This is a genomic window from Georgenia phoenicis, assembly GCF_047302425.1.
Taxonomy (GTDB): Bacteria; Actinomycetota; Actinomycetes; order Actinomycetales; family Actinomycetaceae; genus Oceanitalea.
The window spans coordinates 2,039,535-2,060,461 of sequence record NZ_CP154855.1; the positions used below are offsets into that span (position 1 = coordinate 2,039,535).

At 71.6% G+C, this 20,927-nt stretch carries 19 protein-coding genes and 1 tRNA gene; 14 read left to right on the plus strand and 6 right to left on the minus strand.

The genetic code is table 11. From position 1 onward, the window contains the following. Positions 1–52 precede the first annotated feature (52 nt). Complete coding sequence (gene pyk, locus AA0005_RS09585; RefSeq protein ID WP_413449946.1) at positions 53–1,477, plus strand: pyruvate kinase; 1,425 nt, start codon at positions 53–55, stop codon at positions 1,475–1,477. A 75-nt stretch (positions 1,478–1,552) separates the two neighbouring features. Here pyk and AA0005_RS09590 read toward each other — a convergent pair whose 3' ends face one another. Beyond that, the gene (locus AA0005_RS09590) at positions 1,553–2,245 is read right to left on the minus strand and encodes a hypothetical protein (RefSeq protein ID WP_413449947.1); all 693 of its coding nucleotides are present in this window, start codon (positions 2,243–2,245) and stop codon (positions 1,553–1,555) included. Between the two features lie 75 nt (positions 2,246–2,320). On the opposite strand from AA0005_RS09590, the gene AA0005_RS09595 reads away from it, so the two are divergent. Next, positions 2,321–3,172 carry a DUF1353 domain-containing protein gene (locus AA0005_RS09595; protein ID WP_413449948.1) on the plus strand — a complete coding sequence of 284 codons (852 nt, stop codon included), beginning with the start codon at positions 2,321–2,323 and terminating at the stop codon, positions 3,170–3,172. A 48-nt stretch (positions 3,173–3,220) separates the two neighbouring features. On the opposite strand, the gene AA0005_RS09600 is transcribed toward AA0005_RS09595, so the two are convergent. The 3 genes from AA0005_RS09600 to AA0005_RS09610 all read right to left on the minus strand — a co-directional run bounded on the left by AA0005_RS09600 (position 3,221) and on the right by AA0005_RS09610 (position 5,475). Next, positions 3,221–3,439 carry a hypothetical protein gene (locus tag AA0005_RS09600; RefSeq protein WP_413449949.1) on the minus strand — a complete coding sequence of 73 codons (219 nt, stop codon included), beginning with the start codon at positions 3,437–3,439 and terminating at the stop codon, positions 3,221–3,223. 127 nt (positions 3,440–3,566) lie between these two features. After that, positions 3,567–4,253, minus strand: a complete 687-nt coding sequence (locus AA0005_RS09605; RefSeq protein WP_413449950.1) for a response regulator — start codon at positions 4,251–4,253, stop codon at positions 3,567–3,569. Then, entirely contained in the window at positions 4,237–5,475 is a 1,239-nt protein-coding gene (locus AA0005_RS09610; RefSeq protein WP_413449951.1) for a sensor histidine kinase, read from the minus strand. The genes AA0005_RS09605 and AA0005_RS09610 overlap by 17 nt, the downstream gene beginning before the upstream one ends. Positions 5,476–5,568: 93 nt before the next feature. Between AA0005_RS09610 and AA0005_RS09615 the strand changes: the two genes are divergently transcribed. The 3 genes from AA0005_RS09615 to AA0005_RS09625 all read left to right on the plus strand — a co-directional run bounded on the left by AA0005_RS09615 (position 5,569) and on the right by AA0005_RS09625 (position 8,483). Then, positions 5,569–6,282 (plus strand): hypothetical protein, encoded by a 714-nt coding sequence (locus tag AA0005_RS09615; protein WP_413449952.1) that lies wholly within the window; start codon positions 5,569–5,571, stop codon positions 6,280–6,282. A gap of 72 nt (positions 6,283–6,354) precedes the next feature. Beyond that, positions 6,355–7,236, plus strand: a complete 882-nt coding sequence (locus AA0005_RS09620) for a manganese catalase family protein (RefSeq protein WP_413449953.1) — start codon at positions 6,355–6,357, stop codon at positions 7,234–7,236. Positions 7,237–7,301: 65 nt separating this feature from the next. Further along, a complete protein-coding gene (locus AA0005_RS09625) occupies positions 7,302–8,483 on the plus strand; it encodes an NAD(P)/FAD-dependent oxidoreductase (RefSeq protein ID WP_413449954.1) in 1,182 nt (393 codons plus the stop codon). A gap of 11 nt (positions 8,484–8,494) precedes the next feature. Here AA0005_RS09625 and AA0005_RS09630 read toward each other — a convergent pair. Then, positions 8,495–8,568, minus strand: a tRNA-Leu gene (locus AA0005_RS09630). A gap of 195 nt (positions 8,569–8,763) precedes the next feature. Here AA0005_RS09630 and AA0005_RS09635 point away from each other — a divergent pair. After that, positions 8,764–9,384, plus strand: a complete 621-nt coding sequence (locus tag AA0005_RS09635; protein ID WP_251303383.1) for an ANTAR domain-containing response regulator — start codon at positions 8,764–8,766, stop codon at positions 9,382–9,384. 12 nt (positions 9,385–9,396) lie between these two features. On the opposite strand, the gene AA0005_RS09640 is transcribed toward AA0005_RS09635, so the two are convergent. Then, a complete protein-coding gene (locus AA0005_RS09640; RefSeq protein WP_413449955.1) occupies positions 9,397–9,819 on the minus strand; it encodes a PaaI family thioesterase in 423 nt (140 codons plus the stop codon). A 121-nt stretch (positions 9,820–9,940) separates the two neighbouring features. Here AA0005_RS09640 and polA point away from each other — a divergent pair, with 121 nt between their 5' ends. The 8 genes from polA to AA0005_RS09680 all read left to right on the plus strand — a co-directional run bounded on the left by polA (position 9,941) and on the right by AA0005_RS09680 (position 20,917). Beyond that, a complete protein-coding gene (gene polA / locus AA0005_RS09645; protein WP_413453083.1) occupies positions 9,941–12,568 on the plus strand; it encodes a DNA polymerase I in 2,628 nt (875 codons plus the stop codon). Positions 12,569–12,670: 102 nt separating this feature from the next. Next, positions 12,671–13,462 (plus strand): class I SAM-dependent methyltransferase, encoded by a 792-nt coding sequence (locus AA0005_RS09650; RefSeq protein ID WP_413449956.1) that lies wholly within the window; start codon positions 12,671–12,673, stop codon positions 13,460–13,462. A 105-nt stretch (positions 13,463–13,567) separates the two neighbouring features. Next, positions 13,568–14,593, plus strand: a complete 1,026-nt coding sequence (locus AA0005_RS09655) for a 6-phosphofructokinase (protein WP_413449957.1) — start codon at positions 13,568–13,570, stop codon at positions 14,591–14,593. A gap of 171 nt (positions 14,594–14,764) precedes the next feature. Then, positions 14,765–16,252: a 30S ribosomal protein S1 gene (rpsA, locus tag AA0005_RS09660; protein ID WP_413449958.1), complete on the plus strand. Its 1,488-nt coding sequence runs from the start codon at positions 14,765–14,767 to the stop codon at positions 16,250–16,252. Between the two features lie 75 nt (positions 16,253–16,327). Then, positions 16,328–16,942, plus strand: a complete 615-nt coding sequence (locus AA0005_RS09665; RefSeq protein WP_413449959.1) for a pyroglutamyl-peptidase I — start codon at positions 16,328–16,330, stop codon at positions 16,940–16,942. A 1-nt stretch (position 16,943) separates the two neighbouring features. Beyond that, positions 16,944–17,549 carry a dephospho-CoA kinase gene (gene coaE, locus AA0005_RS09670; RefSeq protein WP_413449960.1) on the plus strand — a complete coding sequence of 202 codons (606 nt, stop codon included), beginning with the start codon at positions 16,944–16,946 and terminating at the stop codon, positions 17,547–17,549. Between the two features lie 66 nt (positions 17,550–17,615). Beyond that, on the plus strand, positions 17,616–19,709 hold the full coding sequence (gene uvrB, locus AA0005_RS09675) for an excinuclease ABC subunit UvrB (RefSeq protein ID WP_413449961.1): 2,094 nt from the start codon (positions 17,616–17,618) through the stop codon (positions 19,707–19,709). A 203-nt stretch (positions 19,710–19,912) separates the two neighbouring features. Then, on the plus strand, positions 19,913–20,917 hold the full coding sequence (locus AA0005_RS09680; protein ID WP_413449962.1) for a TerC family protein: 1,005 nt from the start codon (positions 19,913–19,915) through the stop codon (positions 20,915–20,917). Positions 20,918–20,927: the final 10 nt, after the last annotated feature.

Here is a 20,927-nt window from a genome sequence, read left to right on the forward strand (position 1 = left end):
CCATGGCGAACGTCCCTCTCGGCCGTCGGGATCGGACGATAGGCTGAGCACCATGCGTAGAGCAAAGATCGTGTGCACCCTTGGCCCGGCGACAGAGTCGGCCGACCAGATCCAGGCGCTCGTCGATGCCGGCATGGACGTGGCCCGGATCAACCGAAGCCACGGCTCCGCTGCCGAGCACGAGGTCGTCTACCACCGCGTGCGTGAGGCCGCCCAGGCCTCCGGCCGCGCGGTGGCCGTCCTCGTCGACCTCCAGGGCCCCAAGATCCGCCTCGGGCGGTTCGTCGAGGGGGAGGTCGAGCTCACCGAGGGCCAGACCTTCACCATCACCACCGAGGACGTCCCCGGCACCGCGGAGATCGCGTCGACGACGTACGCCGGCCTGCCGGGAGACTGCACCCCCGGTGACCGCATCCTCATCGACGACGGCCGCGTGGCCGTGCGGATCCTCGAGGTCGACGGCCCCCGCGTCATCACCCGCGTCGAGGTCCCCGGCCCCGTCTCCAACAACAAGGGCCTCAACCTCCCGGGCGTCGCCGTGAGCGTGCCCGCCCTGTCCGAGAAGGACAAGGAGGACCTGCGCTGGGGCCTGCGCCTGGGCGCCGACTTCATCGCCCTGTCCTTCGTCCGCTTCGCCGCGGACATCGACGACGTCCACGCGATCATGGACGAGGAGGGTCGTCGCGTCCCGGTCATCGCCAAGATCGAGAAGCCGCAGGCCGTGGAGAACCTCGTCGAGATCGTCGACGCCTTCGACGGCATCATGGTCGCCCGCGGTGACCTCGGCGTCGAGCTGCCGCTCGAGGAGGTGCCGATCGTCCAGAAGCGCGCCGTCGAGCTCGCTCGCCGCAACGCCAAGCCGGTCATCGTCGCCACCCAGGTCCTCGACTCGATGATCACCAACCCGCGCCCCACCCGCGCGGAGGTCTCCGACTGCGCCAACGCCATCCTCGACGGCGCCGACGCGGTCATGCTCTCCGGCGAGACCTCGGTCGGCCAGTTCCCGATCGAGGCGGTCCGCACGATGGCCCGCATCGTCGAGCACACCGAGGAGGACGGCCGCGAGCGCATCGCGCCGCTCGGCACCACCCCGCACACCCGCGGTGGCGTCATCACCAAGGCGGCCGCCGAGATCGGCGAGCTCCTCGGCGTGAAGTACCTCGTCACCTTCACCCAGTCGGGTGACTCCGCGCGCCGCATGTCGCGACTGCGCTCCTCGACCCCGCTCCTCGCCTTCACCCCCCTCGCCGCCACGCGCAACACGCTGGCGATGAGCTGGGGCGTGCAGACCTACGAGGTGCCCGAGGTCGCGCACACCGACGAGATGGTGGCGCAGGTCGACAAGGTCCTCACCAGCTCGGGCCTCGCCGAGGACGGCGACCGCATCGTCATCGTCGCGGGCATGCCCCCCGGCCAGGTCGGCAGCACGAACTCCATCCGCGTCCACAAGGTCGGCGAGCTGCCCAGCTCCAGCTGACCCCACGCACGCACGCAGTCAGCCCCGCCGGGTCCTCCCGGCGGGGCTGACTCGTCCCGCCTCCCGGGCGGGTGGTCAGGCCGGCGGTGGCGCGTCGAGCTCGCCGGCGATGCGCTGCTCGATGGCGTCGGTCGCGGCGGTCGGGAGGACGACCAGCCCCTCGAGCTCCCTGGTGGCGCGCCGGTAGGCGGACTGCCGCTCGTGCCGTCCGGCGCCGGGGTCCTCGGCCAGCGCGAGAAAGCGCTTGGCCCGGGCGAGTGCCTGTTGCTCCGCCGGGGAGAAGTCCGAGCTGCGCCGCCGGCGGGCCTCCTGTTCGGCCCGGTCGAAGGCGGTCTCGTAGCGTCGTACCGCCTCCTGGTACGCGGCGAGGTCCGCAGGTTCCCGGAGGAGCTGGTCCGGGTCGTCCGGGCGGGCCGCGTCCGCGTCGCGGCGCGCGCGGTGGAAGTCGACGGTGAGGGGCTCGCGCATGTCGGTGATGAGCGGGTAGTCGATGAGCGCGGCGATGTCGAGCTCGTAGCGCAGCCACCGGGCGTTGACGGCGTCGTGGCGGGCGAGGGCGCGCTCGACCGCCGTGCGGGTGGCGGTGGCCTGCTCGGCTGCGGCGGCCGTGGCACCGTACTTGATGCGCGCGAGCTCGAGCCGGTCGCGCCGGCGCCGCTCGTCCCACTTCCGGAGGTTCTTGGCGGCCGCGCCGACGGAGCTGCCGAAGATGGCGCCCACGGGGAACACCAGCCACCAGTAGTCGCCGATGAACTCGAAGAGGTTCACGCTCGGGAGTGTAGCGACGCACGTCACTGCGGATGTCGGTACCCGCGCCTAGCCTCGGGACCAGGGGGAGGCGACATGCCGTTCATCAGGGAGACCGAGGGCCGCTGGCGTCCGTGCGCCACCGTGGACCTGCGTCAGCTGCCCGAGCGCCGCCGGACGCAGGTGCTCTTCGAGGTGCTCGACGAGTTCGGGCACACGCGCCTGCCTCCGGACGGGCGCGACCCCGCCGGCCGCACGTGGTCACGGGCAGCCGTCCAGCACGTCGTGCCGGCCGGCTTCGTCACCGACCTCGCCTCCGTCCCGGCACCGCTGTGGGGCGTCATCGCGAGCTACGGCCGCCAGACCCTCCCGGCCGTCCTCCACGACCTGCACTACGCCGCCGCGCGCGCAGCTCCCACCGCCCCGCACGCGCGTCGGGTGCGGCGCGAGGCGGACGAGCTCTTCTGTGCCACCCTCCGGGAGACCGGGGCGGGCCCGGTGCGGCAGTGGCTCATGTGGGCGGGGGTCCGCTCCTTCGGGAGTCCGGCCGTCGTCGTGCCGCTCGTCGTCCTCGGGGTCGTGCTCCTCGCCCTGGGCGTGCTGAAACTGGCCGGGCAGCTCACGGTGCCGTCGCTGGCGCTGGCCGCGGGCGGTGTCGCCCTCGGCGGGCTGCTCGCCTCGCTCGTCGTCACGAGCGTCGAGGAGCACGGGGGAGCCGTCCGACTGCGGCTGCGCAGCCTGGGTGGCCTGCTGGCGGCGTGTGCGCTCGTCCTCGTGGCTGCGCCACCGGTCGTCGTCGTCATCGTCGTCACGACCCTCGTCCGGCTCGTCGTCGAACTGGGAGAACGGCCTGCCGCTGCGAGCGGGAGTGCGGAACAGGAGACCGCGCCGACGGCGCGGATCGCGTGGTCCCCGCTGGTGGCCAGAGTGCCGCCACCGGCGGGCTGAGCGGACCGTGATCGCGGGGCCGCCGGCCCCGCGATCACCTCACGCTGCTCAGATGCGGCAGAAGAGCCACCACGGGATGGCCTGGCAGAAGGAGGCCTGCGGGGTGATCTCGCCACCGCCCGGGTTCGAGACCACGGGGCGCGTGACGGTGCCGCCGGACGTGCCGGGCAGCTCGTGGCTGCCGGGGACCGACGCGGCCGCCGGCGCCATGGACAGGCCGACGACCGCCAGGGCGACGGCGGCGGTACGGGCGATGGTGCGCTTCATCAGATCCTCATTCGGGTGAGAAGGGTGTGGAGGGTCGACCACATCGTCCCGACCGCGGGACAGGGGCGTCATCCTTCTAAAGTCGGAAGACGTTCCTCCGTCGGGACGATTTGTGGTCAGGTGCCGATTAGCGGACCAGGCGGCGTTCGTAGGCGTAGACGACGATCTCGAGCCGGGAGCTGACCCCCATCTTTCGCATGATTGACGAGACATGCGTCTTGACGGTGGTCTCGGCGACGAAGAGCTCCTCGGCGATCTGGCCGTTGGAGCGCCCGCGGCACAGCAGCTCGAGAACCTCCTGCTCGCGGCTCGAGAGCCCGATGTCGGAGGCGTCCGACGAGCTCGGCGTGCGCAGGAGGTAGTTGTCGATGAGCCGGTCGGTGGGGCCGGGGGAGACGACCCGGTTGCCGCTGTGGGCCCGCCGGATGGCCTGGACGAGGTCCTGGGGGCTCGTGTTCTTCAGCAGGAAGCCCGCCGCCCCGGCATCGAGCGCCTCGAGGAGGAACTCGTCCTCGTCGAAGGTCGTGAGGAGGACGATGCGCAGCTGCGGGAACTCCTTGCGCAGCTGGACCGTCGCCTCGATCCCCGTCATCGTCGGCATCTGGATGTCCATGATGACGAGGTCGGGGTCGTGCCGGCGCACGAGGTCGCGTACCTGCGAGCCGTCCTCCGCGGTGTCGACGACGTCGATGTCGTCCGCCGTCGCGATGTAGCTCTGGAGCGTGGTGAGGACCATGGGGTCGTCGTCCACGAGCAGCACGCGGATCGTGGCGTTGTCGGTGGGGCCCTCGCTGGCCTCAGTGCTGTGCGGCACGCTCTACCTGTCCTTCACTCGTCGAGCCGATCGTCGGGATGGAGGCCTGGATGATCCATCTCCCATCATGATGACGTACGAGGAGGCTGCCGCCGACCGCCTCGACGCGCTCGCGCACGCCGATGAGGCCGACGCCGGAGCTGAGGGCGCCGTCCTCGGTGGTCCCGTCGCGGGCGTCGTTGAGGAAGAGGGCCCGGGTCTCGACCTCGGTGCGCTCGATCATCACCGTGCACGGCGCGCCCGGGCGGGCGTACTTCGCCATGTTGGCGGTGCACTCCTGGATGACGCGCACGAGCGCCGTGCGCACGGAGACCGGCAGTGGTGAGTCCACCCGGTCCTCGACGTGCACCTGGAGAGTGTGCCCGGCGCGCTCGAGGGAGACGCGGGCGTCGTCGAGCGCGCGCTGGAGGGTGGGAGCGGCAACAGCGACAGGGGCTGGAACGGGCTCCGCCCCGGGCCGGCGGCTGCTGCCGTCCTCCGCGCGGAGGATCTTGAGCACGCCCCGCATGCTCACGACGGACTGGCGCCCGACGGCGATGGCGTGGTCGATCTCCTCGACCACCTTGGGATCCTTGATCCCCGAGAGCTTGGCACGCTCCAGGGCCATGATCATCGAGGTGATGTCGTGGATGGAGGTGTCGTGCAGCTCGCGGGCGAGGTCGCGCCGCTGGCGCGTGAGCTGCGCGGCGGAGCTGCGGCGGATCCGGTCCACGGACGTCGACATGAAACGAGCGCCCTCGCCGACGACGCACGGCACGAGGAAGACGGTTACCCAGGTGGCGAGGTCGGCGAGTGGCTGCTCGGTGCGCTGCACCGTGGTCAGCGCCGCGATGACGGCGACGACGTACGCGTAGCCGATGGGCCGTGGACGCACGGCGATGAGCACACCGGCAACGACAAAGGACGCGACGGTCGTCACGGAGAAGGGGTGGAAGCCGATGAGCATGTCGGCGACGGCGAGCGGGAGTGAGATCGCCGCGGCCACGACCGGCCAGCGCCCCAGGCCGTAGAGGACCAGGACGGCGGCGACCTGGACGATCGTCAGGCTCGTCGGCAGGTCGTCGACCTCGCTGATGTACAGCTCCCACGCGAGGAGGCAGGTGACGGCGACGTAGAGGAGCAGGCGGGCGCGCGCCGCCCACCGCGTCTGGGTGTCCGGCTCCCGGCCCATCCGCGAGGCGGCCCGGGCAGTGGCCGCGCTGATCCGGTCTCTCACGTCCATCACGGCGAATGCTTCCACACCCGGGCCGTCCGCGGTGCGTCCTTCAGCTCCTCCGGGCGTGCGGCGGACGGCCCGGCCGCCGATGCTGGGCCGATGGCACGTACGTCAACACGCTTCGCGCCCGCCTCCGCGCTGCGCGCCGTCGCGGCGGCCGGCGGGCAGGTCCTCGGCGTCGCCCTCGGTGCGGTGGGCCGGGTCCGGCGCGGCAAACCGCTCCACCCGCGCGGCACGGTCCACGACGCGACGCTCACGGTCTGGGGTGCCGAACGGGCGTGGCGGGTGCCGCTGCTCGACGAGCCCGGTGAGTACCGGTGCGTCGTGCGCGCCTCCCGGGGAGCCGGACTGCCCCCGCCCCTGCCGGACGTGCAGGGCCTCGCGATACGCCTGGAGGACCCGACCGTCGACCTCCTCCTCAGCACCACCGGCGTCGGGCGGGTCACCCGCTTCGTCCTGCTGCCGCGCCGTACCGAGCGCCGGGCGATGACGACGCTCCTGCCGGTCCGTACCGCCGCCGGTCCGCTCCAGCTGCGCCTGACCCCGGCCGCTGCGGCCGCCGGGGCCCGCACGTGGCTGCTGAGCGCCGCTCGCGGAACAGGACCGTGGGAACCCGTGGGCCGGCTCGTCGCCGCAGCCCAGCCCCGCCACCCGGACCCGGACCCCCCGATCCGCTTCGACCCGGTCCGCCACCTGCCGGCGGGCGTCACGCAGTACCCCTGGGTGCGGCTGGTGCGCGACCCCGCCTACGTCCGCTCCCGGCAGTGGTCCCCGGCGTCACACTGGCGCTCCCGTCGGAGTGCGGGGTCGTGACCGCCGCGTGATAGTGGGCGGGGTCCACGACCCGGCCCACACAGCCGACCGGGCGACCCACGAGGAGGCACGATGTTCTTCCACAAGCAAGAGCTGCAGTTCAAGGCCACTCCCGACAAGCCGGACGCCGTCTACGCCCGCAAGCTCCAGGAGGTGCTCGGCGGCCAGTACGGCGAGATCAGCGTCGCCATGCAGTACGCGTTCCAGGGCTGGAACATGCACATCCCCGGCAAGTACCGCGACCTCGTGTTCGGCATCGGCGCCGAGGAGTTCGGCCACGTCGAGATGCTCGCCGTCATGATCGCCCAGCTCCTCGAGAAGTCGCCCCTCGGGATCACCGACGAGGCGGTCCAGTCCGACCCCACCGTCGCCGCCGTCATCGGTGGGACCGACGTCCAGCACGCCATCGTCTCGGGTGCGGGCGCGCGTCCGGTCGACTCGATGGGCAACCCCTGGCAGGGTTCCTACATCACCGCGAGCGGCAACCTCCTGGCCGACTTCACGGCCAACGCGAACGCCGAGATGCAGGGCCGGATCCAGGTCGCCCGGCTTTACCACATGACCGACGACTCCGGCGTGCGGGACATGCTCGCCTTCCTCCTGGCGCGCGACACCATGCACCAGAACCAGTGGCTGCGGGCGGTCGAGGAGCTCAAGGCCGACGGCCTGGAGGAGCTGCCCACGCCGAGCAACTTCCCGCAGAAGAAGGAGCACACCGAGGTCTCGTACCAGTACCTCAACTTCTCTGACGGCCAGCAGGCCAAGGAGGGCAGCTGGGCCTCGGGCCCGTCGCTCGACGGCAAGGGCGAGCACACGTACCACGACGGTCCGACGACGTCGGCCCCCATGCCGCCGCCCACCCGCCCCGACGCGCGGCTCTACGGCACCACGGACGTGCCCAATCGCGTCGAGAAGATCGCCGGGACGGTCCAGGACAAGCTGCACCGCGAGTAGTCCGCTGGACGGGGGCCGCGTTCGTCGCGGCCCCCGTCCAGCGCACCCCGACGGGAGGAGACGGGATGGTCAGGCGGCACGACGTCGTCGTCGTCGGAGGCGGGAACGCCGGGATCTCCCTGGCCGCGCGGCTGCGCCGGCTCGGCTGCCCGGACGTGTGCGTCGTCGCACCCGACACGGACCACCTCTACCGGCCCCTGCTCAACTTCGTCGCGGGCGGCCAGGCGCCCTTCGAGCGGCTGACCCGGCCGATGAGCAGCGTCGTCCCCGACGGCTGCACGTGGGTGCGCGGCCTGGCCGTGTCCGTAGACACGGCGGCGCGCGAGGTGACCACCGACGACGGCGAGCGGGTGGGCTACACCGACCTCGTGCTCGCTCCGGGCATGGAGCCCGACATCGCGGCGACGCCGGGACTGGGGGAGGCGATCGACCTCGGGTGGGCGCGCACCTCCTACCTGCGCCAGACCGTCGAGGAGACCTGGGACGCGATCCGCGCCACTGACGGCGGCCGGGTCGTGTTCACGGTCCCGCCCGAGCCGGCACCGGCCGGCGGGACGGCGCTCAAGCCGCTCCTCCTCGCCTGCGACCACTGGCGGGAGCGCGGCGTGCTCGACCGCGTCGACGTCCACCTCGTCACCCCCTACGACGCCGTCCTCGACCTGCCCTTCCTCGACCGGCACCTCGCGCCGGCCCTCGAGCGCTTCGGCCTCACCGTGCACCACCGGGCCACCGTCGCCGCGGTCGACGCCAGGGGCCGATCCCTGACGATCGACAGCGACAACGGCACCCGCGAGCTCGAGGACGTCCGCTGGGCGTCGGTGGTCCCGCGCTACCGGGCACCGGAGTGGGTGCGCCCCTTCGCGGGGGACCACCCGGCGGGACTCGTCGACGTCGACCCCGAGACCCTCGCGCACCGCACGGTCCCCCGGGTGTGGGCGCTCGGCGACGTCGCGGACACCGGCACCCGTCCCTCCGGCGGGGCGCTGCGCCGGCAGGTGGAGATCCTCGCGGACAACATCCAGGCGGCCCGCAAGGGGAGGGAGCCGCGGCGCTACGACGGCTACACGGTCATCCCCGTCACCGTGGACCGCCGCCGGCTGTCGCTCGCCGAGTTCGACCGCCACGGCACCCCGACGCCGAGCATCAGCGCGGTCGACCTCACCGTCCCGCGCCGGGCGCTGTGGTTCTTCGACCGCTACGTCGAGCCCGTCGTCTACTACCACCGGCTGCTCAAGGGGAAGGTCTGAGCCGCGCTCGGTGCCCCGGGCGGGACTCGAACCCGCACTGTGCTGATTTTGAGTCAACCGCCTCTGCCGATTGGGCTACCGGGGCGAGCGCGCCACCACCCTAGCGGCGGCGTCTGCCACGGCCCAACCCGGGTCCGGGACCTCCGCCGGGCGAAATGCCCCGAAGATCACGTCCGCGACGGGGGTGGCGCCGGGCCGGACGGGCCCCCGGGCGAGTAGGCTTGTCGCCGTGAGTGAGAACAACGAAGCCGGCCCGGTCGAGGCTGCCACCGCCGATGACATCGTCCTGCCCGTCCGCGAGGACGTGCCGAAGGCCCCCGAGGGCGACGCCCGCCGCGTCGTCGTCGCCGAGGACGAGACCCTCATCCGTCTCGACATCGTCGAGACGCTGAAGGAGGCCGGCTTCGACGTCGTCGGCGAGGCGCCGGACGGCGAGACCGCCGTGCGACTCGTCACCGAGCTCGAGCCCGACGTCGTCGTCATGGACGTCAAGATGCCCGGCATGGACGGCATCTCCGCGGCCGAGAAGATCATGGCCGACCGCACCTGCGCCGTCGTCATGCTCACCGCCTTCTCCCAGGCCGAGCTCGTCGAGCGGGCCCGCGACGCCGGGGCGATGGCCTACGTCGTCAAGCCCTTCACGACGGCGGACCTCCTGCCCGCGCTCGAGATCGCCATCTCGCGCTTCCAGGAGATCAGCTCCCTCGAGTCGGAGATCGCCGACCTCAACGAGCGCTTCGAGACCCGCAAGCGCGTCGACCGCGCCAAGGGCCTCCTCATGACGAAGATGGGCCTGACCGAGCCCGAGGCCTTCCGCTGGATCCAGAAGACCTCGATGGACCGTCGCCTCACCATGCGTGAGGTTGCCGACGCCGTCATCGACCAGGTCGGCGCCAAGTAGTCGGTCGGCCGCCTACGGGCGGTCGACGAGCATGCACGTGAGACGGGCGGTGCACACGCGCCGCCCGTTCTCGTCGTCCACGGCGACCTCGTAGGTCGCCAGCCGCCCCCCGCGGTGCAGCGGGGTGGCGACGGCGGTGACCCAGCCCTCGCTCACCGCGCGGTGGTGGGTGGCGTTGAGGTCGACGCCGACGGCGCCGCGCCCCTCGCCGGCGTGGAGCGTGGCCGCGACGGAGGCGACGGTCTCCGCCAGGGCGGCCGAGGCGCCGCCGTGGAGCAGACCGACGACCTGCGTGTTGCCCTCCACGGGCATGCGCGCGGAGACGTGCTCGGGGCTCGCGGTGAGGAACTCGATGCCGAGCCGCTCGGTCAGCGTGCCCACCCCTCCCACGGAGTCCTGGAGGCGGGCGAGGAGCTGCGGGTCGGTGCCGGTCATGCGCCTCAGGGTGCCACGGGTGGCCCGGCGGTGGAGCGCGCTGTCGGTGGCGCCACCTAGGGTTGGGGGCGTGAGCACGAGCACCGACCGCCCCCGCCTCCTCCTCGTCGACGGCCACTCCATGGCCTTCCGCGCCTTCTACGCGCTGCCCGTGGAGAACTTCTCGACCACCACCGGTCAGCCGACCAACGCCGTCTTCGGCTTCACGTCGATGCTGATCAACCTGCTCGCGGGGGAGGAGCCCACGCACGTCGCCGTCGCCTTCGACGCCGGGCGCACGACCTTCCGCACCGAGCAGTACAGCGAGTACAAGGCCACCCGCGACCAGACCCCCGAGCCCTTCCGCGGCCAGGTCGACCTCATCGTCGAGGTGCTCGACGCCATGGGAATCCCGCACCTCACGAAGGAGGGCTTCGAGGCGGACGACATTCTCGCCACGCTCGCCACCCAGGGCGCCGCCGCGGGCCTCGACGTGCTCGTCTGCTCGGGTGACCGCGACTCCTTCCAGCTCGTGCGCGAGGACGTCACGGTCCTATACCCGGTCAAGGGCGTCTCCTCGCTCGCGCGGATGACGCCCCAGGCCATCCTCGACAAGTACGGCGTCAGCCCGGAGCGCTACCCGGACCTCGCCGCGCTCGTCGGCGAGACCAGCGACAACCTGCCGGGTGTGCCCGGCGTGGGCCCGAAGACGGCGGCCAAGTGGATCGCCGCCTACGACGGCCTCGAGGGGATCCTCGCGCGCGCCGAGGAGGTCGGCGGCAAGGCCGGCCAGTCGCTGCGGGACAACCTCGAGCAGGTGGCCCTCAACCGCAAGCTCAACCGGCTGCTCACCGACGTCGAGCTGCCGTTCAAGGTCGACGACCTCGGCCGCCGGCCGGTCGACCGGGAGGCCGTCCACTCCGTCTTCGACGCGCTCGAGTTCGCCGTCTTGCGTGAGCGGCTCTTCGCCAGCCTCCCGGCGGAGGCGGCGCCCGCGGCCGACCAGAGCGTCGACGTGTCCGTCACCGGCCTCGGGCCGGGGGAGCTCGCGGGGTGGCTCGAGCCGCGCCGCGGACAGCTGCTCGGCCTCGAGGTCACCGGCACCGCCGCGCAGGGCACCGGGGACGCGTGGGCGCTGGCGATCGCCGACGACGCCGCCACTGCCGTCACCCTCGACCTCACCTCGGTCACGCCCGAGGACGAGGCCGTCCTCGCCGCCTGGCTCGCCGACCCTGCCGCTCGGAAGACCCTCCACGACGCGAAGGCGGCCGCCCACGCGCTGTCCGGCCGCGGCCTCGCCCTCGAGGGCATCGCCTTCGACACCGCCGTCGCCGCCTACCTGTGCCGCCCCGACCAGCGCCGCTACGACCTGGCCGACCTCACCCTGCGCCACCTGCGCCGCGAGCTCGCCGCCGAGGAGGACGCCTCCGGCCAGGGCATGCTTGCCCTCGACGACGGCGACGCCGGCCGCCAGGCGGGGGTGCGCGCCGTCGCCGTCCGTGACCTCACCGAGGTGCTGCAGGGCGAGCTCGAGGACCGCGGCGCCGGGCACCTCCTCGCCGACCTCGAGCTGCCGGTGCTCGGTGCGCTGGCCCGGATGGAACGGGCCGGGATCGCCGCCGACCTCGAGTACCTGCGCGAGCTCGAGTCCCGTTTCGGCGCCGCCGTCGACGACGCCGCCTCCGCCGCGTACGCCGTCATCGGCCACGAGGTCAACCTCTCCTCCCCGAAGCAGCTCCAGGAGGTGCTCTTCACCGAGCTGGAGATGCCGAAGACGAAGAAGACGAAGACGGGCTACACCACGGACGCCGACGCCCTGGCGGACCTCTTCGTCAAGACCGAGCACCCCTTCCTCGCCCACCTGCTCGCGCACCGTGACGCGATCCGGCTGCGGCAGACGGTCGAGGGCCTGCTGCGCTCGGTCGCCTCGGACGGCCGCATCCACACGACCTTCCACCAGACCATCGCCGCCACCGGCCGGCTCAGCTCCACCGACCCGAACCTCCAGAACATCCCGGTGCGGACCGAGGAGGGGCAGCGCATCCGTCGCGGCTTCGTCGTTGGCGAGGGCTACGCCTCGCTGCTCACCGCCGACTACTCCCAGATCGAGATGCGCATCATGGCGCACCTGTCGGGGGACCCGGGGCTCATCGAGGCCTTCCGCAGCGGCGAGGACCTCCACTCCTACGTCGGCTCGCGCGTCTTCGAGGTGCCCACCGACCAGGTGACGAGCGCCATGCGCGCGAAGATCAAGGCGATGAGCTACGGCCTGGCCTACGGTCTGTCGGCCTTCGGGCTCTCCCGCCAGCTGCGCATCGAGGTCTCCGAGGCACGCACCCTCATGGACGACTACTTCGAGCGCTTCGGCGGGGTGCGCGACTACCTCGCCGGCGTCGTCGACGAGGCGCGCCGCACCGGCTACACCCAGACGATCATGGGCCGGCGCCGCTACCTGCCCGACCTCACGAGCGACAACCGCCAGCGCCGCGACATGGCCGAACGGATGGCGCTCAACGCGCCCATCCAGGGCAGCGCGGCCGACATCATCAAGGTCGCCATGGTCGAGGTCGAGCGCGGTCTTGACACCGCCGGCCTGCGCTCGCGCCTCCTGCTCCAGGTCCACGACGAGCTCGTCCTCGAGGTCGCACCGGGGGAGGAGGAGGCCGTCGAGACCCTCGTCCGCGAACGGATGGCCGGCGCCGCGCAGCTCGAGGTGCCCCTCGACGTCTCGGTCGGCCACGGCCGCTCCTGGCACGAAGCCGCCCACTGACCGCCGACAGCACACGTGTCGCCGACAGCACACTTATCGCCGACAGTCGGATTCTCAGGCCCCGTCCGGCCGGCGGGCGCTCCCGACGGGGATGATGGGGGCATGAGTGGTGTCGGATTCTGGGAGGTCGACTCCGTCGCGGCGGCGCGTGCCAACGGCCGCTGGTGGAGCGAGAACGCGGCCGAGTACATCGGCGAGCACGGCGACTTCCTCGGGGACGCGGACTTCCGCTGGTGCCCCGAGGGGCTGCGGGAGGAGGACGCCGGCCTCCTCGGCGACGTGACCGGTCTCCGGGTCCTCGAGGTGGGAGCGGGCGCGGCCCAGTGCTCGCGCTGGCTGGCCGGCCGCGGCGCGCAGGTGCTCGCCACGGACATCGCCCCCGGCATGGTCGCCCAGTCGGCCGAGCTCGACCGGCGCACCGGACGGCGCGTGCCCGCCGTCGTCGCCGACGCTCGTGCCCTGCCCCTGGCCGACGCGAGCGTCGACCTCGCCTTCACCTCCTTCGGTGCGATCGCCTTCGTGCCCGACGCCGCCCGCGTCCACTCGGAGGTGGCCCGCGTGCTGCGGCCGGGTGGGCGCTGGGTCTTCGCCGTCGTCCACCCGGTGCGGTGGGTCTTCCCCGACGACCCCACGTCGGGCGGCATGCGGGTGCTGCGCTCGTACTTCGACCGCACCCCCTACGTCGAGACCGACGACGACGGCGCACCCCTCTACGCCGAGTACCACCGGACGATGGGGGACCACGTCCGGGAGGTGACCTCGGCCGGCCTCGTCCTCGACGACGTCGTCGAGCCGGAGTGGCAGGAGGACAACCGGCAGGTCTGGGGCGGCTGGGGCCCGCACCGTGGACGCTACGTCCCCGGCACCGCCATCTTCGTCACCCACCGTCCCTGAGCGGCGGGGCGCGGGACCTTCGGCGGCGGGAGGCTGCCGCCGACGTCGATAGGCTGGCTGCGGTCCCCGGCGCTGTGCGCCACCCCCGAAGCTAGGAGCCCCCACGTGCGAATCGGTCTGCTCACCGGCGGAGGAGACTGCCCCGGCCTCAACGCCGCGATCCGGGCGGTCGTCAAGCACGGCCTGGGGGAGTACGGGCACTCGATCATCGGGTTCCGCAACGGCTGGAAGGGCGTGGCCGAGGGGGACGTCATGCCCCTGACCCGCGAGGACATCCGCGGCGTGCTCGACACCGGTGGCACCCTGCTCGGCACCGCGCGCTACCACCCGCACTCCGCGGACGGCGGCCTCGACGCGGTGCGCGCCACCCTCGAGGCCGAGCGGATCGAGGCGCTCATCTGCATCGGCGGTGACGGCACCCTCCACGCCGCGAGCAAGGTCGCCGAGACGGGCATCAAGATCGTCGCGATCCCCAAGACGATCGACAACGACGTCGCGGGCACGGACCGCTCGATCGGCTTCGACACCGCCGTCCACATCGCCACCGAGGCGATCGACCGGATCCACACGACGGCGGAGAGCCACAACCGCGTCATGGTCATCGAGCTCATGGGCCGCTCCGCGGGCTGGATCGCCGTCCAGGCCGGGATCGCCGGCGGCGCCGAGGTGGTCCTCACGCCCGAGGAGCCCTTCGACATCGACAGGATCACCCGCTTCCTCAAGCACCGGCACCGCGCCCACGCCTCCTTCTCGATCGTCGTCGTCGCCGAGGGTGCCGTCCCCGCCGAGGGCAGCTCGATGGAGTGGGAGACGAAGTACGGGCAGTTCGGGGAGATCGTCTCGGGCGCCGTGAGCGAGCGGGTCGCCGAGGAGATCGCCCTGCGCACCGGCTTCGACACCCGCGTCACGGTCCTCGGTCACGTCCAGCGCGGCGGCACCCCGCTACCCTCGGACCGCATCCTCGGCTCACGCTTCGGCGTCGCGGCGGTCGACGCGCTCCAGCAGGGCCGTACGAACGTCATGACGGCCCTCCGCGGCGAGGAGGTCGTCCTCGTGCCGCTCGAGGAGGTGGCGGGCAGGGCGAAGCGCGTGCCGGCCGAGCTCATCCGGGTGGCCAACACCCTGGCCTGAGCGATTCTTGTCCGCACCCCTCGCGGCGAGTAGGATTGCTGCCGGTGACGTGTGCTCGCGGCTGGCGACACCTTGGTGGACGAGCTCCGCTGGGCGTGTGGTGGGTCGCGGCGTGCGAGCCGACAACCCATATCCGCACTATTCCCTGTCCGCATCGGAGTCCGTAACTCAATGACCATCACTACGCCCACTCAGCCGACTGCCCCGCAGGTCGCCATCAACGACATCGGGTCGGCCGAGGAGCTCCTCGCCGCTATCGACGAGACCATCAAGTACTTCAACGATGGCGACATCGTCGAGGGCACCGTCGTCAAGGTCGACCGGGACGAGGTTCTCCTCGACATCGGTTACAAGACCGAGGGCGTCATCCTCTCCCGCGAGCTGTCGATCAAGCACGACGTCGACCCCGACGAGGTCGTCTCCGTCGGTGACCAGATCGAGGCTCTCGTCCTCCAGAAGGAGGACAAGGAGGGTCGTCTTCTCCTGTCCAAGAAGCGCGCGCAGTACGAGCGGGCCTGGGGCACGATCGAGAAGATCAAGGAGGAGGACGGCGTCGTCACCGGCACCGTCATCGAGGTCGTCAAGGGTGGCCTCATCCTCGACATCGGCCTGCGTGGCTTCCTCCCCGCCTCGCTCGTCGAGATGCGCCGCGTGCGCGACCTGCAGCCCTACGTGGGCAAGGAGCTCGAGGCGAAGATCATCGAGCTCGACAAGAACCGCAACAACGTCGTGCTCTCGCGCCGCGCGTGGCTCGAGCAGACCCAGTCCGAGGTCCGCTCCACCTTCCTGCAGACCCTGCAGAAGGGCCAGGTCCGTTCCGGCGTCGTGTCCTCGATCGTCAACTTCGGTGCGTTCGTCGACCTCGGCGGCGTCGACGGTCTCGTCCACGTCTCCGAGCTGTCCTGGAAGCACATCGACCACCCGAGCGAGATCGTCGAGGTCGGCCAGGAGGTCACCGTCGAGGTTCTCGACGTCGACATGGACCGCGAGCGTGTCTCCCTGTCGCTCAAGGCGACGCAGGAGGACCCGTGGCAGGCCTTCGCCCGCACGCACGCCATCGGCCAGGTCGTGCCCGGCAAGGTCACCAAGCTCGTCCCCTTCGGTGCGTTCGTGCGCGTCGAGGACGGCATCGAGGGCCTCGTCCACATCTCCGAGCTGGCCGTGCGCCACGTCGAGGTGCCCGAGCAGGTCGCGAAGGTCGGTGACGAGGTCTTCGTCAAGGTCATCGACATCGACCTCGAGCGTCGCCGGATCTCGCTGTCGCTCAAGCAGGCCAACGAGGGCGTCGACCCGAGCAGCGACGACTTCGACCCCTCGCTGTACGGCATGGCGGCGGAGTACGACGAGCAGGGGAACTACAAGTACCCCGAGGGCTTCGACCCGGAGACCAACGAGTGGCTCGAGGGCTACGACGCTCAGCGCGAGGCCTGGGAGGCGCAGTACGCCGAGGCCCACGCCCGCTGGGAGGCGCACAAGCAGCAGGTTGCCGCCGCGATGGAGGCCGACGTCGAGGCGTCGACCACCACGAGCAGCAGCAGCAGCTCCTCCAGCAGCGCCGGTGCGGCGACGTCCTACACCTCGGCCCCGGTCGAGGCGGCGGGCACCCTCGCCTCCGACGAGGCGCTGGCAGCACTGCGTGAGAAGCTCACCGGTAACTGACCCGAGCTGACCAGCGGCCCGTCACCCGAGAGGGTGGCGGGCCGCTGGCCTTTCCGGCCGCGTTAGGCTCGGCCGGTGCCTACCGTCCTCGTCACGGGCTTCGGCCCGTTCGCCGACCATGCGGACAACCCCTCCGCCCTCGCCGTCGACGCCCTCGCCCAGGAGTGGCCGGCGCCCGACGGCGTCACCCTCGTCACCGAGACGCTGCCCGTCTCCTTCGCCCGGGCCACCGAGCGGCTGGCGGCGCTCGTCGCCGAGCACCGTCCCGCCGTCGTGATCGGGGTCGGCCTCGCCGCCGGGCGGGACCGCATCTCCCTCGAGCGGGTGGCACTCAACCTTGCCGACGCGCGCATCCCGGACGTCGACGGCGCCCAGCCGGTCGACGTCCCCGTCCTGGCCGGCGAGCCCCTCGCCCGGCTCACGACGCTGCCGGTCAAGGCCGCCCTCGCGGCGCTGCGCGCCGTCGACCTGCCGGCCGAGCTGTCCCTGTCCGCGGGCAGCTACGTGTGCAACGCCGTCATGTACGCGGCGCTGGCGGCGGTCCCCGACGGCGTCCCCGCCGGCTTCGTCCACGTCCCGCCGGCGGACGTCGTCGCCGTCGCCGACGTCGTCACCGCGCTCGGCATCGTCCTCGACACGGTGCTCGCCGACCCGGTCGACGACGTCGTGCCCGGCGGCAGGGAGGACTGAGGTGCTGCGCCTGGGCCTCACCGGCGGGATCGGTGCCGGCAAGTCGACCGTCGCGCGCGAGCTCGAGCGGCTCGGCGCCGTCGTCGTCGACGCAGACGCGATCGCCCGCGAGGTCGTCGCGCCCGGCACCCCCGGGCTGGCCGCGGTCGTCGCGGAGTTCGGCGACGGTGTCCTCACCCCGGAGGGTGGGCTCGACCGGGCGGCGCTCGGCCGCATCGTCTTCGCCGACCCCGCCGCGCGCGCCCGTCTCGAGGAGATCACCCACCCGCTCATCGCCGCTGAGACCGCTCGCCGGGTGGCGCAGCTGCCCGCGGGAACCGTCGTCGTCCACGACGTCCCGCTCATCGTCGAGCGCGGACTCGCCGACCGCTACGACCTCGTCGCCGTCGTCGGTGCCGACGAGGACGTGCGCCTCGAGCGCCTGGTCAGGGAGCGCGGGATGTCCCGGGAGGACGCGCTGGCCCGCATCGGCGCGCAGGCCACCGACGCCGAGCGCCGCGCCGTCGCCGACGTGTGGCTCGACAACTCCGGCAGCCCGGACGCGCTCCTCGCGCAGGTCCGCGAGCTGTGGCACGAGCGGCTCCTCCCCGCCGCCCGTCGCCGGTAGCCGCGCGGCGTCCGCCCCTCGCGAAGTCGCCCCACCGATGTCGGTGCCCCGACGTACCGTTGTGCCATGCGTCCTGTCACCGACCTGCAGCGGTCCGTCGCGCCCATCGAGGTCGTCTCGGAGTACACCCCCTCAGGTGACCAGCCGGCGGCCATCGCCGAGCTCACCGAACGTCTGAGGGCGGGGGAGAAGGACATCGTCCTCCTCGGCGCCACCGGTACCGGCAAGTCGGCGACGACGGCGTGGCTCATCGAGCAGGTGCAGCGCCCCACCCTCGTCATGGCGCCGAACAAGACCCTCGCCGCCCAGCTCGCCACCGAGTTCCGCGAGCTGCTGCCCAACAACGCCGTCGAGTACTTCGTCTCCTACTACGACTACTACCAGCCCGAGGCGTACGTGCCGAGCACGGACACCTTCATCGAGAAGGACTCCTCGATCAACGACGAGGTCGAGCGGCTGCGCCACTCGGCCACCAACAACCTCCTCACCCGCAGGGACGTCGTCGTCGTCGCCTCCGTCTCCTGCATCTACGGCCTGGGCACGCCCCAGGAGTACGTCGACCGCATGGTCCAGCTCAAGGTCGGCGACCAGATCGAGCGCGACGACCTCCTGCGGCGCTTCGTCCAGATGCAGTACACGCGCAACGACCTCGCCTTCACCCGCGGCACCTTCCGCGTGCGGGGGGACACGATCGAGATCATCCCCGTGTACGAGGAGCTCGCGATCCGCATCGAGATGTTCGGCGACGAGATCGACGCGCTCTACACCCTCCACCCCCTCACCGGGGACGTCGTGCGCCGCGAGGAGTCGATCCACCTCTTCCCGGCCAGCCACTACGTCGCCGGCCCGGAGCGCATGGAGCGCGCCATCGCCACCATCGAGCAGGAGCTGGCGGAGCGGCTCGAGGAGCTGGAGTCCCAGGGCAAGCTCCTCGAGGCCCAGCGGCTGCGCATGCGCACCACCTACGACATCGAGATGATGCGCCAGATCGGCAGCTGCTCCGGGATCGAGAACTACTCGCGGCACATCGACGGCCGTGGTCCGGGCACCGCCCCGCACACGCTGCTCGACTACTTCCCCGAGGACTTCCTCCTCGTCATCGACGAGTCGCACGTGACCGTCCCGCAGATCGGCGCGATGTACGAGGGCGACATGTCGCGCAAGCGCACGCTCGTCGAGCACGGCTTTCGGCTGCCCAGCGCCATGGACAACCGGCCGCTGCGCTGGGAGGAGTTCCTCGAGCGCATCGGGCAGACCGTCTACCTGTCCGCCACCCCCGGCGCCTACGAGCTGTCCCAGTCCGACGGCGTCGTCGAGCAGATCATCCGGCCCACCGGCCTGGTCGACCCGAAGGTCGTCGTCAAGCCCACCCAGGGCCAGATCGACGACCTCCTCGGGGAGATCCGGGAGCGCACCGAGCGCGACGAGCGCGTCCTTGTCACCACGCTGACGAAGAAGATGGCCGAGGACCTCACCGACTACCTCCTCGAGCGGGGCGTCAAGGTGCAGTACCTCCACTCCGAGGTCGACACCCTGCGCCGCGTCGAGCTCCTGCGCGAGCTGCGGGTCGGGACCGTCGACGTCCTCGTCGGCATCAACCTCCTCCGCGAGGGTCTCGACCTGCCCGAGGTGTCCCTCGTCGCGATCCTCGACGCGGACAAGCAGGGCTTCCTCCGCTCGGCGACCTCCCTCATCCAGACGATCGGGCGCGCCGCCCGCAACGTCTCCGGCGAGGTGCACATGTACGCCGACTCCGTCACCGCGGCGATGGCCGAGGCCATCGAGGAGACGAACCGGCGCCGCGAGAAGCAGATCGCGTACAACGAGGAGCACGGCATCGACCCGACCCCGCTGCGCAAGCGGATCGCGGACGTCACCGACATGCTCGCCCGCGAGGCCGTCGACACCGCCGAGCTCCTCGAGGGCGGCTACCGCAAGGCCGGAAAGGGCCCCAGCGCCAAGGAGAAGCAGGCCACCGGGTCCGCCCTGCGCAACCGGCTCGGCACCGCCGCCGCCAGCGACCTCGCCGAGCTCATCCAGCAGCTCGACGAGCAGATGCGCGGCGCCGCCGAGGAGCTGCAGTTCGAGCTGGCCGCCCGGCTGCGTGACGAGATCGGCGACCTCAAGAAGGAGCTGCGCCAGATGCAGGCCGCCCAGTGACGCCACTCACCGGGCGGCTGGGTGCCGGGGTGCCCGACATGTCGTAGGGTGGCGCGGCGGAGGGGAGTATTCCCCAACGGTGGTGTCGTCATCACAGCGGGTCAGTGCCCGCTCGGTGCCACCGGCGCACGACGGCGGACCCACCGCTGCTCGGAGCGCGGAAGAGACCTCCGGTACCTCGACACCTACGTACCGGAGGCACAGTGGACGTCCATGCCATTGCCTGGATCGCCCTCATCGGCATCATCCTCACGATGATCACCGTCGACATCGTCGGCCACGTCAAGACCCCGCACGCCCCCTCCCTGCGCGAGGCCGCCTGGTGGTCGGTCGCCTACGTCGCGATGGCTCTCGTCTTCGGCGTCGTCGTCTGGTTCGTCTGGGGCCCGGTGTACGGCGGTGAGTACTTCGCCGGCTACATCACCGAGAAGAGCCTGTCGGTCGACAACCTCTTCGTCTTCGTCATCATCATCGCCGCGTTCCGGGTACCACGGAACTACCAGCAGGAGGTCCTGCTCGCCGGCATCATCATCGCCATCGTCCTGCGCGGTGTGTTCATCGCCCTGGGCGCGGCCGCCATCGACAACTTCTCCTGGATCTTCTACATCTTCGGCGCCTTCCTCGTGTGGACCGCCATCTCGCAGGCCCGGCAGGGCGTCGAGACGGTCTCGGAGGACGAGGAGTACGAGGAGAACGGCTTCGTGCGGCTCGTGCGCCGCTTCTTCCCGGTGACCGACGACTATGTCGGCGGCAAGCTCGTCGCCAAGGTCGACGGCAAGCGCATGATCACCCCGATGCTCCTCGCGATCCTCGCGATCGGCAGCGCCGACATCCTCTTCGCCGTCGACTCCATCCCCGCGATCTTCGGCCTCACCCGCGAGCCCTACCTCGTCTTCGCGGCCAACGCCTTCTCGCTGCTCGGCCTGCGCCAGCTCTACTTCCTCATCGACGGCCTGCTCGAGAAGCTCGTCTACCTCCACTACGGCCTCGCGGCGATCCTCGGCTTCATCGGCCTCAAGCTCATCGTCCACGCGCTCCACACGAACGAGCTGCCCTTCATCAACGGCGGCGAGGAGTGGCACGCCGTCCCCGAGCCCGGCATCGTCGTCTCGCTGCTGTGGATCGTCGGTGTCCTGACGATCACGGTGCTCGCGAGCATCGCCAAGAACCGCAAGGACGCCCGAGAGGCCGACCAGGTCGGCAGCTGACCGGACACCC